The following is a 16,608-nucleotide window of genomic DNA, read 5'->3' as shown; positions in this document are numbered from 1 at the left end:
GTTCTTTGTTACAAAACCCGGATGATCGAAAGTAATCCGGGTTTTTCGTTTTAAGGGTATTTGTCTGAAACTATATGGATAAACATCAGCTTCGTAACTTCTATATCCCCGAAGAGCAGTCGGTTTACCTGCTAAACGCCAATGACGCTAAAAAGCTCAAAGACTGGGTGGCGCTTTGTATCTCTGAACTGGAGAAACTGGGTTACCGTCAAATTGAGCTGGTGGGTAAGGGCGCTTATGGTTTTGTCTTTGCAGGCCTTGATCAAAAGCAGCAGGATGTGGTGTTTAAATTCTCCCGCATTAATTTACCGCCTCATATTCAGGAACGTCTGGCTGACGAAGGTTATATGTTGTCGCAGGCTGCGCATCCGAATGTGCCGCCGTTTTTTACTTATCAGTTGGTGAAAAAGCAGGGCATTTTAATGATGGGCCGCGCCAAAGGCGTGGATCTGGAGCAATACAGCCTGAAACATGGGCGGGTACCGGTGCGGTTATTGCTGGATATTGCTACTCAGCTTGCGAGTTTATTGCTGGCTTTGCGCCAACATAAAAAAGACGGCGAAATTGCGCCTATAGTGCATGGCGATATAAAGCCTTCAAATATTGTCTATGACGAGAGCACCAATCAAATCAGTCTGGTGGATTGGGGCTCTTCGGTGTTTGCACAGCTAGACAGTGAAGGCCATTACATTGGCACCAACGTGATGCAGCTGATGTCGTCGGATTTACAGACCTCCAATGCCCGTTTAGGTGATGTGTATTTTATTGGCCCGGAGCAGCGAACCGGTGCTTTATCCAGCCCACGTTTTGATGAGCAGGGTGTCGCCAGCACTTTGTATGCGCTGGCGTCCGGTCAATCCTGCCGTTTTGGCCGCAAGGCGATACCTGCACGAAGCCTCGGGTTGCCGATGGAATTTGCCACTATGCTCGACAGCATGCTGGCGGATGATTTGTTGTTGCGCCAGCAAGCCGGTGATTATTTCTTAAAAGTTATGCCGCGATTACATCATTTGGTCACACCTGATTTGCCACTGTTAAGTACACAATCGGTATTACCGGTCTGGACCAGCACTAAAGCGCAGGAGTTGGACACCGTGGTTTACTCATCGCGTAAATCCTTTTTACGTGAACACAGTGATGAAGAAGGTATTCAGTACATAGACGATGTGCAGTTAGAGCGTTATTACAAAAACTACCTTGAAGGCATGGGTGAAACTGAGAAAGCTTTTGTGGCTGCGGTTAGCCGTTTGGGCCGTTATCCAGTGGTCGGCGGTATTGCTATTCATTGGCAAAGTTCAGGGGTTTATATTGACTCCAGCCTCAATCTGTTTGACGAGCGTCTGCAAAAAGCTTTTGCGGTGGCGGTGAATAACGTGGTGCAGTTGGCACGTTCTATCGCTAAAGTGGGGATTTTTAAAGCTTGTTTATTTGATGCCCGCCAGACCATCCACATAGCGCGCGACAGCATAGATTTGCCTTTTGTGGTGCCTGAAGGCACAACGCTGAAGTACGAGCTGGGCCAGAGCCAACTGGACGATAGCAGCGCTCAGCACAGTTATTTTGAAGATGGTAAAGATCCTGACGAGCAACTGGTGTTGCCGGACAGTATTATGGATGACCTGGCTGCACTTAATTTAATTCGCCACACCGGCTGCATTATTTTTGAAGTGACACCTTTGTATATGAAAATACATAACTATTACCGTTTACTTGAACCCGCAGCCGAAGCGCAGTTTGCCGCTTTATTGCAGAGTATTCTGGCAAAAGTATCTTTAATCAGCGGTGAGGGTGTGGGCGGCTTTATGAAGTTACCGCACAAAGATACCCGGCATTTCAGCCACCAGAGCCAGCAGGAACTTTGTTATTATCCTGCCAATCCTATGAATTACAGTAAGAATTAGTGTCGGAGAAAAAAATGCGTGTTGTTCTATTGTTGCTGTTTATCCTTGCTGCCAAAGTTCAGGCCGCTGATCCCCATAGTTTCAGCAACTTTGCGTTAGTTAGTCATCCACAACTAACGCTGGATTTAACGGCTGATTTTGATAAGCAGCAGCTCTCTGGTTTTGTTGAACTGCAACTGGACTGGCATCATCCGGATGTGCGCGAGCTAATTCTGGATAGCCGCGATCTGAGTATTGAAAAAGTCATGGGCCAATCCGCTGAAGGCCGATGGTTGAAGCTGAGCCACAGTTTTGGTGATAAGTCACCCACTCACGGCCAGGCGCTGCGCATTGAGTTTCCTGCGCAATTTCCTAAAGTGCGGATTTATTACCACACCAGCCCACAAGCTTCAGGGCTGCAATGGCTGACCAAAGAGCAAACCAGTGAAAAACAACAGCCTTTTATGTATAGCCAGTCGCAGTCTATTCATGCCCGTAGCTGGATCCCGCTGCAGGATACACCGGCAGTACGGCTGAATTATCAGGCCCGTATTCACACACCTAAAGAGTTACTTGCCGTAATGGGCGCTGATAACAGTGCCAATACCGACAAAGACGGCGACTACTTTTTCCGTATGCCTCAGGCTATTCCTGCTTATTTGATAGCTCTTGCGATAGGGGACTTAGAATTTAAAGCTATGTCAGAGCGTACCGGAGTTTATGCTGAAAAAGTCTGGTTGGATAAAGCCGTTGCCGAGTTTTCAGATACAGAGCAGATGATGCAAGTGGCAAGCGCTATGTATGGTGACTACCCATGGGGCCGTTATGACTTGCTGATATTACCGGCCAGTTTTCCTTTTGGTGGTATGGAAAACCCACGTTTATCTTTTATTACGCCTACTGTCATAGCAGGGGACAAAAGCCTGGTCAGTCTCATAGCTCATGAGCTGGCGCATTCCTGGTCCGGCAATTTAGTCACCAATGGCAGCTGGCACGAACTGTGGCTGAATGAAGGTTTTACCAACTATGTGGAAAACCGCATTATGGAGCAGGTGTACGGGCCTGAACGTGCTTTGCTGGAGCGCCAGTTGTCAGTGCAGGACTTAGAAAATGATCTGGGTCAGCTCGATGCCAAAGATACTTTATTGGTTACCGACTACACTGGCCGTGATCCGGATGATGCATTTTCGCAGGTGCCTTATGTCAAAGGCATGTTATTCCTACAATTTTTAGAGCAACGTTTTGGCCGGGCTGTGTTTGATTCTTTCTTAAAAAACTATTTCCAGACCTTTGCGTTTCAAAGCATGGATACGGAAAAATTCCTGCGTTTTATGCGCAAAACCCTGCTAAACGACCCGGATATTGTTTCTATGGGCGAAGTACTGGAATGGCTGTATCAGCCAGGACTCGCCAGCACTTTTGTTGCGCCAGAGTCTGATGCCTTTAAGCAGGTGGATCAACAACTGGCTTTATGGCAAAAAAGCGGCAAACTGACGGATTTACAAACAAACAGCTGGAGTATTCACCATTGGTTACATTTTATCGGCCAATTGGCTGCTACTGTCGATACGGCCCAGCTTCAGCAGCTGGATCAAGGCTTTGGTTTAAGTCAGAGTCAAAATGCGGAAGTAGCAACAGCCTGGTTTAAGGTGGCGTTGGCAAAAAACTATACAGAAGCTCAACCTGCGCTGGAAAAGTTCTTAGTCAAGGTTGGACGACGTAAGTTTGTGGTGCCTTTGTATCAACAACTCAGCCAAAGCCCACAAACGCTTAGCTGGGCTAAAACTGTGTACCAGAAAGCCCGTGCTGGTTATCACCCTTTAACTCAGTCGGCTGTTGATAAGGTACTGAAGCTTAATTAATTTTTCAGTGAACGTTCAGCTAAGCAGGGTAGTCTGTGCTGAACGTATTTAACAGGATTTAAAAATGAAAACGAAATTAGTCGCTCTTCTGGTTTGTAGTATGAGTTTTGTCGCTTTAGCCGATACTCCAGTGGTGAAAACTGTCACTGTATCTGGCTCTGCTGTGATGCAAGCCAAACCTGATGCTGTGCGTTTAAGTATGCAAATTCAGCAGACTTCTGAAAAAGTCAGTGATGCTAAACAAAAAGTTGATGATCAGGTCGCTGCTTTAACCAAAGCCCTGCGTAAGCTGGGGGTGAAGGAAGAGCAACTGAACAATGCGCCTTTGCGTATTCAACCTGATTATCAGCATGACCCTGAGCGCAAATTACCACAGCGTTATTTGGTCAGCCGTGATATCACTGTGTCTTTAGATGATTTATCGCTGTACAGCACAGTGCTGCAACAAGCCGCAGATTTAGGTGTAACTCAGATGAACCAGGCTGAATTTTTAGTCAGCGAGTCAGATGAGTTGTATCAAAAAGCATTGCAACAAGCTTTTGCTCATGCCAAAACCAAGGCGGCTTTATTGGCAAAAGCCAATGGCTTAAAGCTGGGTTCTGCGCAAAAAATCAATGAACAAGGTTATGCTCCTGCACCTGTAATGAAGATGGCTCGCGCCATGGCAGATGGTGCAGAAGTCAGCTTTGGTCAGACCGATATCAGAGCAGAAGTGTCAGTTGAGTTTGAAATGAACAGTCATTGATTGTTTATTAGACAAAAGTGACTAAATCTTTTTGTGGCAGAGGTTTAAATTTAGCGACAAAACAAGTAATGTAGGGGCCTTCGTAGTAATGGTAGAACCTATATTTCATGCGTGAGCAAAAATCTGAATTTTATCAGCTGCTGCAACAGCAAGCACAGTCTCTGATCGAAGACGAAACAGATCTGATTGCCAACATGGCAAATCTGAGTGCGTTGCTCTTTAATGAAATGCCTGATCTGAATTGGTCAGGCTTTTATATTTTAAGGGATGACGTTTTAGTTTTGGGACCCTTTCAGGGAAAAGTTGCTTGTGTGCGTATTCCTGTAGGCAAAGGTGTCTGCGGTACAGCGGTGTCCAGTGGCGAAATCCAACTGGTAAAAGATGTCCATGAGTTTCCGGGCCATATTGCCTGCGATGCAGCCAGTAACTCAGAAATAGTGTTACCAGTGCGTCATAACGGTAAGATTATTGCTGTGCTGGATATTGATAGTCCAAGCCTGGCGCGTTTTGATCTGGATGACCAACAAGGTTTAGCTGGGCTGGTTCAGCTGTTTGAACAGCATCTGGCACGGACTTTATGAAAGATTTAGTCAATATTCAGGACTATTTATTCCAGGTTGCCGATGTAGGTGACTGGGAAGGCGAAGAAGAGATCGTTGCTGATCGCATCAACGCCATTTATCACGCAGTCTGGCGCCGTTTTCCGGATGATATTTTAGCAGCCGAAATAGACCATTTACTTATCGCAATATGGAACGAACTACGAGGTAGTTTAGTTTTGTTAGAAGCAGATGAAGATGAACTGGTCGACTGGGCTATCTGTTACGTTAATAACCAATTAGAAGAAGGCATTAAGTTAGTCGATGCCGCTGATGAAGAAGAGTAATTTTGCATGACAACCCCAACTGAACAAATCCAAGCTCAACCTGCAGGCAAAGATGTGAAACAAATCCTCGCCGAACTTAGCGAAAAGTTTCCTCTGTGTTTTAGCCAAAGCGGTGAAGCTAAACCTCTGAAAATAGGTATTTTTCAGGACTTAGCACAGCGGTTGTCTGAAGAAGATGGCATCAGCAAAACACAAATTCGTCATGCCTTACGTCTGTATACCTCCAGCTGGCGTTATCTGGCTGGTGTCAAAGTGGGTGTAGCCCGCGTTGATTTAGATGGTCAGGCCGGTGATCTGATTGATGAACAGCAGGCCGCTCATGCTGCTGAAACTTTAGAGCAAAGCAAAGCCAAAGCAGCTGAAGTACGTAAAGCCAAAGCAGCAGCAGAGCGTGCTAAGCATAAAGAACAACAAAAAGATCAGCCTAAAGCGGCTCAGACTGACAAACCTGCTTACAAAAAATCTCAGCCTAATAAGGCTACAGTGGCTGCAAAAGCGGCCAGACTGAACTCTAAGCCTCAGACCACAGAAAAAGTGGTTCAGGAGCAAGCGGTTGAACTTATTGCATTAAATACGGCCACATTAAAAGTTGGCAGTGCTGTGCAGTTAAAAGTAGGGCTCAAACCTGTGCCTGCAACTGTACTTGAAGTAGTTAAAAATGATGTTGTGGTTCAGCTTGCCTCAGGTATGGTGATTAAAACCCAAGGGGATAAGCTGTTCCAGGCCTAACAGAGACGAGTGTTCAATGAAAAAAATTTCCAGCTTAGCGGCATTTTTTCTGGTGATCGGTAGCAGCGTTGCTGCACCGGTGATTTCTCCTGTGCCAAATCTGGCGCAGGAACCACAACATGCAACGGCAAGTAAACGGATCAGCAATTATTTTACCCGTGAACACTATGTCGGGTTACGAATTGACGACGAGTTGTCATCAAAAGTCTTCGACCGCTATTTAAAAAGTCTGGATTTTTTCCGTAATGTTTTATTGAAGTCAGACGTAGACGGCTTTGAACAGTACCGCAAAGAATTTGATAACGGCCTGGCGAAAGGCCAGTTTGATTTTGCTTATCAAATGTTTAATTTAAGCATGACGCGCCGTTTGGAACGTTATGACTACGCGATCAGTTTGCTGGATAAACCTTTTGATTTCACAGCTAAAGATAGCTATGAGTTTGAGCGTGAAGATGCGCCTTGGGCTGCTGATGTCGCTCAGCTAAATGAGCTGTGGCGTCAGAAAGTTAAGTTTGATGCGCTGAATCTGAAGCTGGCTGGTAAAACGGCAGAAGAGACCACCAAGCTGCTGAAAAAACGCTACGAAAACGCGAAAAAACGTTTATTACAAACTGAAAGTGAAGACGTTTTCCAAATTGTGATGAACTCCTATGCCCGCAGCATTGAAGCTCACACCTCCTATCTGTCGCCACGCAGTGCAGAACGTTTCCAGCAGGAAATGAATCTGTCATTGGAAGGTATAGGTGCCGTGCTGCAAAGCGATGATGATTTCACTGTCATTATGAGTCTGGTCCCAGGTGGTCCGGCTGATATGACAAAAAAAATCAAACCCAAAGATAAGATCATTGGTGTAGCTCAGGGCGAAGAAGAATTTGTTGATGTGGTGGGCTGGCGTCTTGATGACGTGGTCGACTTGATCAAAGGTCCAAAGGGCTCGACTGTTCGTCTACAGGTATTAGTAGGTGGTGATGCGTCCAAAGGCGTACCGACTCAGATTTCTATAGTGCGTGATAAAATCCGTTTAGAAGACAGAGCGGCAAAAGCTGAAGTACTGGAACCTAAGTTAAGCCCTGTAGGTAAAAAGATTGGTGTGATTAACATTCCAAGCTTTTACAACAACCTGACTGAAGATGTGAAAAAAGAAATTGCCAGCTTAAAGCAGCAGAATGTCGACGGTATTATTGTTGACTTGCGTGGCAACGGCGGTGGTTCTTTACCTGAAGCTGTGTCTTTAACAGGTTTATTTATTGATAAAGGCCCTGTGGTGCAAATCCGCGAAGCGGGTAATCGTATCAGCATCAGTCAGGATCAGGACGGCAGTGTATTTTACAATGGTCCTCTGACCGTAATGGTCGACCGTTACAGCGCGTCAGCCTCCGAAATTTTCGCTGCTGCTATGCAGGATTATGGCCGGGCTTTAATTGTAGGTGAACATACTTTCGGTAAAGGTACTGTACAGCAGCACCGCGGTTTAGGCCGTGTTTACGATATGTTTGAAGAGTCTTTAGGTTCTGTGCAATTTACTATTGCCAAGTTTTACCGTATCGATGGTGGCAGTACACAACACAAAGGCGTGATCCCTGATATTGCTTTCCCTTCGCCTATAGAGCCTGGCGAGTGGGGCGAAAGCAAAGAAGAGAATGCCTTGCCATGGGACAGTATCCCTGCGGCTCAGTACAGTGCATCGGATGAGATTAAAAAAGCATTGCCGGTTTTACAGCAAAAACATCAGGAACGTTTCAGCAAAGAAACTGAATACAAATACCTGATGGACGATATTGCGCTGTACAACAAAGAAAAAGACGAAAAGACTATTTCACTGAACGAGCAGGAACGTCTGAAGAAAAAAGACGAAAACACAGCCCGTGATTTAAAACGTGTGAACGAACGTTTGGCACGACTGAAGTTACCAGCAGTGAAGAACCTGGATGATTTACCAGAAGTGTTGGAAAAGCTGGATCCTCTGCTGGAAGAGACAGCTCAGATCACAGCAGATATGTTAAGTCTGGGTCATCTGGCTAAACGCGCTGACTAAATAAAAACGAAAGGGTCAGAGTCATTGATTGTAGACAGTCAATGACTCTGACCCTTTGCTCATTACAACAGAAACTGGCTGAAGCCAGTCGTGAAGAGAAGCTCCATGGAATTACAACCTGCACCACGCCAAATAAAAGCCCCTAGTTTTTTAGATGCCAGCATACCCCTGATTGTATTGGTCGTTTTACTTAGTCTGTCTGTTTATTTATATGGCAGTGATTCGTCTTATGGTGCGAATCAAATTGCCTTGTTTGTAGCTGCTTTTGTTGGCGTGATCATTGGTCTGAAAAATGGCTATGGCTGGGCTGATATAGAACAGGCTATGGTCAAAGGCATTTCTTTGTCTTTAGGCGCTTTGCTGATTTTATTCTCTGTAGGCGCCTTAATAGGCACCTGGTTGCTTGCTGGCACCGTGCCTTCGTTGATTTATTATGGTTTGCAGCTGTTAGACCCATCCTGGTTTTATGCCGCAAGCTGTTTACTCTGTGCTGTTGTGGCTTTAAGTATTGGCAGTAGCTGGACAACAGCAGCCACTATAGGTGTTGCTTTGATAGGGGTTGCTGCTGGCTTAGGTATGTCACCTGCCGTTACAGCCGGAGCTATAGTTTCAGGCGCTTACTTTGGCGATAAGATGTCTCCTGTCAGCGAAACCACCAACTTAGCTCCTGCGGTAGCGGGTTCAAACTTATTTGACCATATCCGTCATATGACCTGGACCACAATTCCGAGTCTGGTTCTGGCATTGATTATTTTTGCTGTGATGGGATTTAATGCCGACGCTTCTGCGGATGACTCACAAATTCGCGCTATTAGCGAAGCCTTGCAGCAGCATTTTGTGATCAGCCCGATCATGTTGGTACCGCTGCTGGTATTAATGGCGATGGCTGTGAAAAAAGTGCCAGCTTTTCCTACTGTATTTATTGGCGCTTTGTTAGGCGGTCTCTGGGCTGTGTTATTCCAGCCGGAGCTGGTAGCGAAAATGGCTGATCCAGCGCTCAACAGTTTTCTTGCGACCTTAAAAGTGGTCTGGACTACCTTGCATGGGGGTTTTGTCATTGAAACTCAGAATGCAGAATTAGATAAACTGCTGAATGGTGGGGGCATGGTAAAAATGCTGAACACCTGCTGGCTGATCTTTTCTGCCATGATGTTTGGTGCTGTGCTTGAGCATATTGGTTTATTGCGGAAATTTGTCGAAGCTATTTTGCACAAGGCGCACAGCACAGGTTCATTAATTACCAGCACTATAGCTACTTGTATCGCGACCAATATTTTGACGGCCGATCAATATATGGCTATTGTGATGCCTGGCAGGATGTTTAAAGAAGAGTATGAGCGCCGTGGTTTAGCACCGGTGAATTTATCCCGTACTTTAGAAGATGGTGGCACTATCACCAGCCCACTGATCCCATGGAATACCTGTGGTGCTTATATGCATGGGGTGCTGAACGTCAATCCATTGGATTATGCTATGTATGCATTTTTTAACCTGATAAACCCGGTTTTAGCTGTGATTTATGCTTATATGGGGATTAAGGTATTAAAGCTGACTCCGCCAGACACGCCAATTACCGCGGCCGTGCAAGGTAACAAATAATAAATAAGGCCAGTTTTAACTGGCCTTATTTTATTCGCAGCCATCCATGGCGGTCACCCTCCCGGGCCAACGCTTCGCGTCGTTAAAAATTGCTCCGGGTAATTTTTTATGTACAGGATGTACGGTACGTCGGAAATGCAGGAGCACAATTTTCGACGTTAGCATGAACAACAAGAGAGATTTTTGATGAGCCAGGTATCCAGCCGTCAGGCAAAAAAACTAAGTGACTATAAAGCACCGGAATTTACTATTACTGATGTAGAGCTGAGTTTTGAACTGCATCCTGAAGCCACAGTCTTGACTGCGGTCTACCAGCTACAATCTGCCAGTGGCAAAGCAGGAGTTTTAACTCTGGACGGGCAGGAGCTGAAGTTGTTAGCAGTGTCTGTGGATGGTCAGTTATTAAATGCAGATGCCTATCAGGTCACGCCAGAGCAACTTATCTTGTCAGCTATACCTGCCAAAGCGCAGCTTGAACTGAAGATTGAACTCAATCCAAAAGCCAATACGGCGCTGGAAGGCTTGTATCTGTCTAATGGCGCCTATTGCACTCAGTGTGAAGCAGAAGGCTTTCGCCGTATCAGTTATTACCTGGACAGACCTGACGTCTTAGCCCGTTTTACCACTCATATTATTGCCGATGATAAAACCTATCCTGCACTGTTAAGCAACGGTAATCTGGTCAGTTCAACGCTATTATCTGATGGCCGTCGTCATGTCACCTGGGTGGATCCATATCCAAAACCAAGCTACTTGTTTGCGTTAGTGGCAGGGGACTTTGATTGTTTAAAAGGCAGTTATACCACTGGCTCTGGCCGCGAAGTGGCGCTGGAATTTTATGTCGATAAAGGTAATAAAAACCGGGCGCAATTTGCTTTGGAATCGTTAAAGCGTGCCATGTTGTGGGACGAGCAGACCTTTGGTTTGGAATACGATCTTGATATTTACATGGTGGTCGCAGTCGACTTTTTTAATATGGGTGCGATGGAAAACAAAGGCTTAAATGTCTTTAACAGCAAATATGTACTGGCTGATCAGGCTTCTGCCACAGACACGGACTTTTTTAATATCGAATCTATTATTGGCCACGAATATTTCCATAACTGGACTGGAAACAGAGTGACTTGCCGCGACTGGTTTCAGTTGAGCTTAAAGGAAGGCTTAACTGTATTTCGTGATCAGCAATTCAGCGCTGACATGGGGTCCGCGACCTTAAACCGTATCGATGCGGTGAAAACCATTCGTACTGCTCAGTTTGCTGAAGACGCCGGCCCTATGGCGCACCCAATTCGTCCAGAGCAAGTGCTGGAAATGAATAATTTCTACACTGTGACAGTCTACGACAAAGGCGCAGAAGTCATACGTATGCTGCACACCTTACTGGGGCAGGACGGTTTCAGAAAGGGGATGGATTTATACTTTAAGCGCCATGACGGGCAGGCGGTGACCTGTGATGACTTTGTCAATGCAATGCAGGATGCCAATGGCCGGGATTTAAGCCTGTTCCGACGCTGGTATCAGCAATCCGGCACACCAGAATTAAAAGTTTATAGTCAGTTTGATGCGAAAAAACGTGAGTTTAAGTTGTTGATGCAACAACGGACTCCGGCCACAGCAGATCAGGCTGAAAAACAGCCTCTGCTGCTGCCTGTACGTGTCGAATTGTTAGCGCAAGGAGTCAGCCAGTCTTATCTGCTTGAAATGACGCAGGAGCAGCAGGAGTTTAGTTTTGCTGTCAGTCAAAAACCAGTACCTGTGCTTTTAGCCGATTTCTCAGCGCCAGTAAAATTGCAGTACCAATACAGCATGGATGAGCTATTGCAAATAGCCCGTGATGCTAAAGATGGGGTAGCGCGCTGGGATGCAATACAGCAGCTGTGGCAAATTCAGGTCAAAGCCGCTATTGAAGCAAAAAATGCAGGAGCGGACTATCAGTTACCAGAAGCTTTGCTGGAGTTCTACCGGCAGTTATTAATTCAGCCTCTGGACGATTTAGCCTTTACTGCTGAATTACTGACAGTGCCAGCTTATGACATGGTTGCTGAACAATTTGACGAAATCCCAGTACAGGATCTGGTGTTGGCATTGCAGAGCTTTGCGCAACAACTGGCCAATAAACTGGCGGATCAGTGGCACTACTGTTATCAGTCGTTACAGACTGAAGCTTATCAATACCAGGAACAACAGGTTGCCAAGCGTGCTTTACGTTCAGTCTGTTTACACTATCTGGCCTTTGTTGAAGGAAAGGATGAGTTGTTACGCCAGCAGTACCTGAACAGCGACAATATGACGGATCAATTAGCTGTGCTACGCGCTTGCCGTAGTGCCTCACATCCGCTGTTTACAGAGCTGATGAGTGTCTTTGAGCAGCGCTGGAATACTGATGTGTTGGTATTGGATAAATGGTTTAATTTATCCGCTTCTTATCCGCAATCGTCTGTATTTGCCAGGTTGGAACAACTGACAACACACCCACAATTCAGCTGGCAGAATCCGAATCGGGTTCGCGCTGTGTTTGGTGCTTTTTATCAGCAAAACCCTGCCATGTTTCATGCAGAAGATGGACGGGGTTATCAGATTTTGGCCGATGTCGTGCTGAAAATGGATGCCATTAATCCTCAGGTTGCATCCCGTTTAGTCACACCTCTGTTGTCGTGGAAACGTTACCAAAGCGCCCGCCAGCAGCAGCTGAAATCTGTGTTACAAACTATGCTGAGCAAAGAGCTGAGTAATGATTTGTATGAGAAAGTGAGTAAGAGTTTAAGCTGATGCGACAGTATAAATTCAGACTGGTGCTGGATGTGGATCAATGTCTGGCTTTTTATCAGGGCTTGTATACCGATGTGGTGGTGCAAGCTGAAAATGGCCAGACTGTGCAATTGCCACTGCGGCATTTTCGGCCTTACATCAGTCATGCCGGAGTGAACGCGCGCTTTGTATTAACCTTAACCGATCAGGCGAAGTTCCACAGTTTAGAAAAAATAAATTAGAGCTATTACTTAAAACGGCAACTTAAAACAAAACAGGCAAAATCTGCCACTTTAGCTATTATTTTCATTTAGTTAGATGATCTTCATTCAACTGGTCAAACCGGATACGGTATCAGTAGGGGTGTTTCATAGGGGTAAAGGGAAAAAACTGAATAAAAATCAACAGATTTGACTGATCGCAAGCCTTGCGCCCCGATCAAAATGATGTAATGATTTCTTCGATACAAGCTGACCTCCGAGCAGTTGGTTGGCTCAAAATAAAAAATAACAAAATACCTGCAGGGACAGGGGGGGAGATAACGAATGAATACTAAGCCAGGTGCCTTCGTCAGAAGTACTTTAGCTATGGGTGTCGCTTCTGCACTATTGGCCTTGTCGGCCACCAGTGCTCAGGCAGCCACCTTTGATTTTGATGATGTAGAAGTTGTGTTTGACTCTACGTTCTCCTACGGTGCCAGTTGGCGTGCTGAAGACCGTGACTGGGATACCATCAGTAAGGTCAACCATCCGCGTTTTGACTGGACAGGTTACAGCGCTTTTACCAATCCTATTTATACCGGCGCACAAATTTGGGCTCAGCCAGGCGCATACTCCAGCAATGGTGATGCAGGCAACCTGAATTATGACCGCGGTGATATGTTCTCTGAAGTGTTTCGTGGTACTCACGAGTTATCTATTGCTAAAGATGACATAGGTTTCTTTGGCCGTTTCACCTACTTCTACGATTCTGCGCTGATGGATGAAGACGGTGCTTATACCAATCCATTATCGAATAACAAAGTTGATCCTTGTGGGGATGACGAAGCGAAACGCCTTGCGTGCCGTGATTTGCGTTTACTGGATGCTTATGTCTACGGTAACTTCGCGTTAAATGATGGTGCTAACCCATTATCTGTTCGTGTGGGTAATCAGGTATTAAGCTGGGGTGAAAGTACCTTTATCCCTCATGGTATCAACATCACTCCGGTTGACGTAGGCGTACTGCGTAGTCCGGGGGCTGACTTAAAAGAAGCCTTTATTCCTGTAGGTATGGCGTGGGCATCTTTAGGTTTAACTGAAAACCTGACGGCTGAGGTATTTTATCAGTACGAATGGAAAAACAGTTACCTGCCAGTGCCAGGTTCCTACTTCTCTACCAACGACTTCGCAGGTGAAGGCGGTTATGGTCAGAATATTCAGTTAGGTTTTGCCGGTAACCCGGATATCGATTTGGATTTCCTGGTTGATGAAATGAACCTGCTATCACAAAGCGCACCTGCTTTATTGGCGGCCTTAACCAACCCTGCAGCTACAGCAGCTCAGCGCGCTGCTGCCGTCAACGCTATGTTGGCTTATTCAACGAAAGTTACCTTAAGACCAGAAGGTGCTGCAGGTGAAATTGAACCTGAAGATGGCGGTCAGTATGGTATCAAGCTGGAGTATTTTTCTCCTGAACTGAACGATACTGAATTTGCCGTTTACCACATGAATTACCACAGCCGTACTCCACTGATTTCAGGTGTAGCTTCTGATTTCCGTGTTGGTGTGGATGCAAATGGTCAGCCTTTAGGTGTGATTCAATCATTGGCTTATCTGGCTGCAAATCAGGGCGAAATCACTAAAGAAAATATCAACGAGCTGGATGTATTCTCTAAAGGCTTAATCCAGTATCCGGAAGACATTAAGCTGTACGGTTTTAGCTTCAACACCACGATAGAAGGCACTTCTGTTGCGGGTGAATTAGCCTACCGTCAGGATGAACCACTGCAAATCGACGACGTGGAAATTCTGTACGCTGGTATGCCAGAGCAGTTAGCCAATGCAGGTTTACGTCCTGAATTGGAAGGTATCAGTCAGATTGGTCGTTATGACGGTAACAAAGTAGGTTCAGGCGAATTCGCTCAGGGCTTTATTTTGTCTGACACCACACAAGCGCAAATCACAGTGACTCACTTGTTTGGTCCAATGTGGATTGCCGACAACTTCACTATGTTAGCTGAAGTAGGTGGTATCAAAATCAACGATATGCCTGATCAGTCTGTGTTACGTTTAAATGGTCCAAATACTGACCGTAGCGGCGGTCCTTTGTTAGGTACCATCAACGGTGGTCCGTTAGTCAATAAAGACGGTGTACATACAGCATTATCGAATGGTGCTGAAACCAACCCGTTCCCGACTGCATCAGCCTGGGGTTACCGTTTATTAGCAAAAGCAGATTTCAACGACGTGTTTGCTGGTGTCAATATGTCGCACCGTGTGGTGTTTTCACACGACGTGAACGGTATTACGCCTGATCCACTGTTTATGTTCTCCAAAGATAAAAAGTCTGTGGGTTACACCGTTGCTTTTGATTATCTGAACCGCTGGTCATCTGAGTTTTCTTACAATGCCTTCTGGGGTGGTGTAGGTACAACTAACAATACAGCTGACCGTGATTTTGTATCTTTTAACATTAAATACTCTATTTAAGGGACGAGGCGAGAACCATTATGAAAAAACTCACCCTGATTGCATCCACTATTGCGCTAGTTGTTAGCTGTGGTGCTATTGCGAAGTTAACTCCGGATCAGGTGGCCCGTTTGGGTGCTGATCTGACGCCGCTGGGCGCGGAAAAGGCCGGCAATGCCGATGGCAGTATTCCGGCATGGGAAGGCGGTATTCAATCTGCTCCTGCTGGTTATAAGCCTGGTGATCACCACCCGGATCCGTTTGCTGGCGATAAAGTACTGTTTACCATTGATAAATCCAATATGGCCCAGTACAAAAACATGTTAAGCCCAGGTCAGATTAAACTGTTCGAAGCTTATCCAGACAGCTACAAAATGAATGTGTACCAAAGCCGTCGTACCGCGTCTTACCCACAGTATGTTTATGATGCAACAAAGAAAATTGCAGCAAACGCAGAGCTGGTAGAAGGTGGTAACGGTATTATCAATGCAGCTATTGGTATTCCGTTTCCTGTTCCGGCGAACGGTTTAGAAGCGATTTGGAACCATATATTACGTTTCCGTGGTGTTGCTGCCAGCCGTAACGGTGGCCAGGTTGCGCCTACAGCTTCTGGTGACTACGTGACTATCGGCTTTGATGAACAAATTATGTTCAAATACTCAGCGCCTGATGCCACAGTGGATGCGTTACAGAAAGAAAATATTCTGTTCCGTTTCAAGCAAGCTGTAACCACTCCAGCTCGTCTTGCCGGTACAGCGCTGTTAGTGCATGAAACTATGGATCAGGTAAAAACACCTCGTCAGGCATGGACTTACAACACAGGTCAACGCCGTGTTCGTCGTGCGCCAAACGTAGCTTATGATGCACCAGGTACAGCTTCTGATGGTTTACGTACGACAGACGACTTCGATATGTTTAACGGTTCTCCAAACCGTTATGACTGGAAGTTAGTCGGCAAACAAGAGCTGTTTATTCCTTACAACAGCTACAAACTGCACAGCAAAGACGTGAAATATGCCGATCTGGTGAAACCAGGCCATATCAATCCGGACTACGTGCGCTGGGAAAAACACCGTGTTTGGGTCGTGGAAGCGAACCTGAAAAGCGGTACCAGTCATGTGTATGGTAAACGTGTATTCTTTATCGATGAAGATAGCTGGCAAGTTCATGTAGCTGATCTGTATGACAACAGAGGCGAATTATACCGTGTTGCTGTTGCTCATGGTCTGAACTACTACGAAGTACCAACACACTGGAGTACGCTGGAAGTTTTCCACGATCTGAATACCCGTCGTTATATCGCGATTGGTTTAGACAACGAAGACAAGATGTATGACTTCTCTGTGCCGTTAACAGATAACGACTTTACTCCAGCGGCTTTACGCCGTGAAGGTACCCGTTAAGCTGTAGACATGTAATAAACGGTTGGCTTGATGCCAACCGTTTTTGTTTCTA

12 protein-coding genes are annotated in these 16,608 nt (G+C 45.8%); all 12 read left to right on the top strand.

Translation table 11 applies throughout. From position 1 onward, the window contains the following. The first annotated feature begins 74 nt into the window (after positions 1-74). The 12 genes from LSG34_RS02925 (at position 75) to LSG34_RS02870 (ending at position 16,556) form a co-directional block, all read left to right on the top strand. Entirely contained in the window at positions 75-1,901 is a 1,827-nt protein-coding gene (locus LSG34_RS02925; RefSeq protein ID WP_233007304.1) for a protein kinase domain-containing protein, read from the top strand. Between the two features lie 14 nt (positions 1,902-1,915). Next, positions 1,916-3,742 (top strand): M1 family metallopeptidase, encoded by a 1,827-nt coding sequence (locus LSG34_RS02920; protein ID WP_233007303.1) that lies wholly within the window; start codon positions 1,916-1,918, stop codon positions 3,740-3,742. 64 nt (positions 3,743-3,806) lie between these two features. After that, the gene (locus tag LSG34_RS02915; RefSeq protein ID WP_233007302.1) at positions 3,807-4,487 is read left to right on the top strand and encodes an SIMPL domain-containing protein; all 681 of its coding nucleotides are present in this window, start codon (positions 3,807-3,809) and stop codon (positions 4,485-4,487) included. 107 nt (positions 4,488-4,594) lie between these two features. Beyond that, positions 4,595-5,068, top strand: a complete 474-nt coding sequence (locus LSG34_RS02910; protein WP_233007301.1) for a GAF domain-containing protein — start codon at positions 4,595-4,597, stop codon at positions 5,066-5,068. After that, positions 5,065-5,373, top strand: coding sequence for a hypothetical protein (locus tag LSG34_RS02905; protein WP_233007300.1), 309 nt, complete (start codon positions 5,065-5,067; stop codon positions 5,371-5,373). The genes LSG34_RS02910 and LSG34_RS02905 overlap by 4 nt, the downstream gene beginning before the upstream one ends. 6 nt (positions 5,374-5,379) lie before the next feature. Next, positions 5,380-6,102, top strand: coding sequence for an RNA chaperone ProQ (gene proQ / locus LSG34_RS02900; protein WP_233007299.1), 723 nt, complete (start codon positions 5,380-5,382; stop codon positions 6,100-6,102). A gap of 16 nt (positions 6,103-6,118) precedes the next feature. Next, positions 6,119-8,137: a carboxy terminal-processing peptidase gene (gene prc / locus LSG34_RS02895; RefSeq protein WP_233007298.1), complete on the top strand. Its 2,019-nt coding sequence runs from the start codon at positions 6,119-6,121 to the stop codon at positions 8,135-8,137. A gap of 105 nt (positions 8,138-8,242) precedes the next feature. Beyond that, on the top strand, positions 8,243-9,736 hold the full coding sequence (gene nhaC, locus LSG34_RS02890; RefSeq protein WP_233007297.1) for a Na+/H+ antiporter NhaC: 1,494 nt from the start codon (positions 8,243-8,245) through the stop codon (positions 9,734-9,736). A 186-nt stretch (positions 9,737-9,922) separates the two neighbouring features. Then, a complete protein-coding gene (gene pepN / locus LSG34_RS02885) occupies positions 9,923-12,505 on the top strand; it encodes an aminopeptidase N (protein WP_233007296.1) in 2,583 nt (860 codons plus the stop codon). Next, positions 12,505-12,726, top strand: a complete 222-nt coding sequence (locus LSG34_RS02880) for a DUF2835 family protein (protein WP_233007295.1) — start codon at positions 12,505-12,507, stop codon at positions 12,724-12,726. The genes pepN and LSG34_RS02880 overlap by 1 nt, the downstream gene beginning before the upstream one ends. A 303-nt stretch (positions 12,727-13,029) precedes the next feature. Continuing rightward, positions 13,030-15,174, top strand: coding sequence for a DUF1302 domain-containing protein (locus tag LSG34_RS02875; protein WP_233007294.1), 2,145 nt, complete (start codon positions 13,030-13,032; stop codon positions 15,172-15,174). Positions 15,175-15,194: 20 nt separating this feature from the next. Further along, positions 15,195-16,556 carry a DUF1329 domain-containing protein gene (locus tag LSG34_RS02870; protein WP_233007293.1) on the top strand — a complete coding sequence of 454 codons (1,362 nt, stop codon included), beginning with the start codon at positions 15,195-15,197 and terminating at the stop codon, positions 16,554-16,556. The last annotated feature ends 52 nt before the right edge of the window (positions 16,557-16,608 follow it).

Origin of the sequence: Rheinheimera faecalis (assembly GCF_021290965.1) — a bacterium.
Taxonomy (GTDB): domain Bacteria; phylum Pseudomonadota; class Gammaproteobacteria; order Enterobacterales; family Alteromonadaceae; genus Pararheinheimera; species Pararheinheimera faecalis.
Note: the sequence above shows the minus strand (reverse complement) of the source record. Positions and strands in the feature narration are given on the sequence as shown.

Bases quoted from the DNA above. Each gene is read 5' to 3' on its own strand.
- LSG34_RS02925 (WP_233007304.1), top strand. From the start codon at position 75: ATGGATAAACATCAGCTTCGTAACTTCTATATCCCCGAAGAGCAGTCG.
- LSG34_RS02920 (WP_233007303.1), top strand. From the start codon at position 1,916: ATGCGTGTTGTTCTATTGTTGCTGTTTATCCTTGCTGCCAAAGTTCAG.
- LSG34_RS02915 (WP_233007302.1), top strand. From the start codon at position 3,807: ATGAAAACGAAATTAGTCGCTCTTCTGGTTTGTAGTATGAGTTTTGTC.
- LSG34_RS02910 (WP_233007301.1), top strand. From the start codon at position 4,595: ATGCGTGAGCAAAAATCTGAATTTTATCAGCTGCTGCAACAGCAAGCA.
- LSG34_RS02905 (WP_233007300.1), top strand. From the start codon at position 5,065: ATGAAAGATTTAGTCAATATTCAGGACTATTTATTCCAGGTTGCCGAT.
- proQ (WP_233007299.1), top strand. From the start codon at position 5,380: ATGACAACCCCAACTGAACAAATCCAAGCTCAACCTGCAGGCAAAGAT.
- prc (WP_233007298.1), top strand. From the start codon at position 6,119: ATGAAAAAAATTTCCAGCTTAGCGGCATTTTTTCTGGTGATCGGTAGC.
- nhaC (WP_233007297.1), top strand. From the start codon at position 8,243: ATGGAATTACAACCTGCACCACGCCAAATAAAAGCCCCTAGTTTTTTA.
- pepN (WP_233007296.1), top strand. From the start codon at position 9,923: ATGAGCCAGGTATCCAGCCGTCAGGCAAAAAAACTAAGTGACTATAAA.
- LSG34_RS02880 (WP_233007295.1), top strand. From the start codon at position 12,505: ATGCGACAGTATAAATTCAGACTGGTGCTGGATGTGGATCAATGTCTG.
- LSG34_RS02875 (WP_233007294.1), top strand. From the start codon at position 13,030: ATGAATACTAAGCCAGGTGCCTTCGTCAGAAGTACTTTAGCTATGGGT.
- LSG34_RS02870 (WP_233007293.1), top strand. From the start codon at position 15,195: ATGAAAAAACTCACCCTGATTGCATCCACTATTGCGCTAGTTGTTAGC.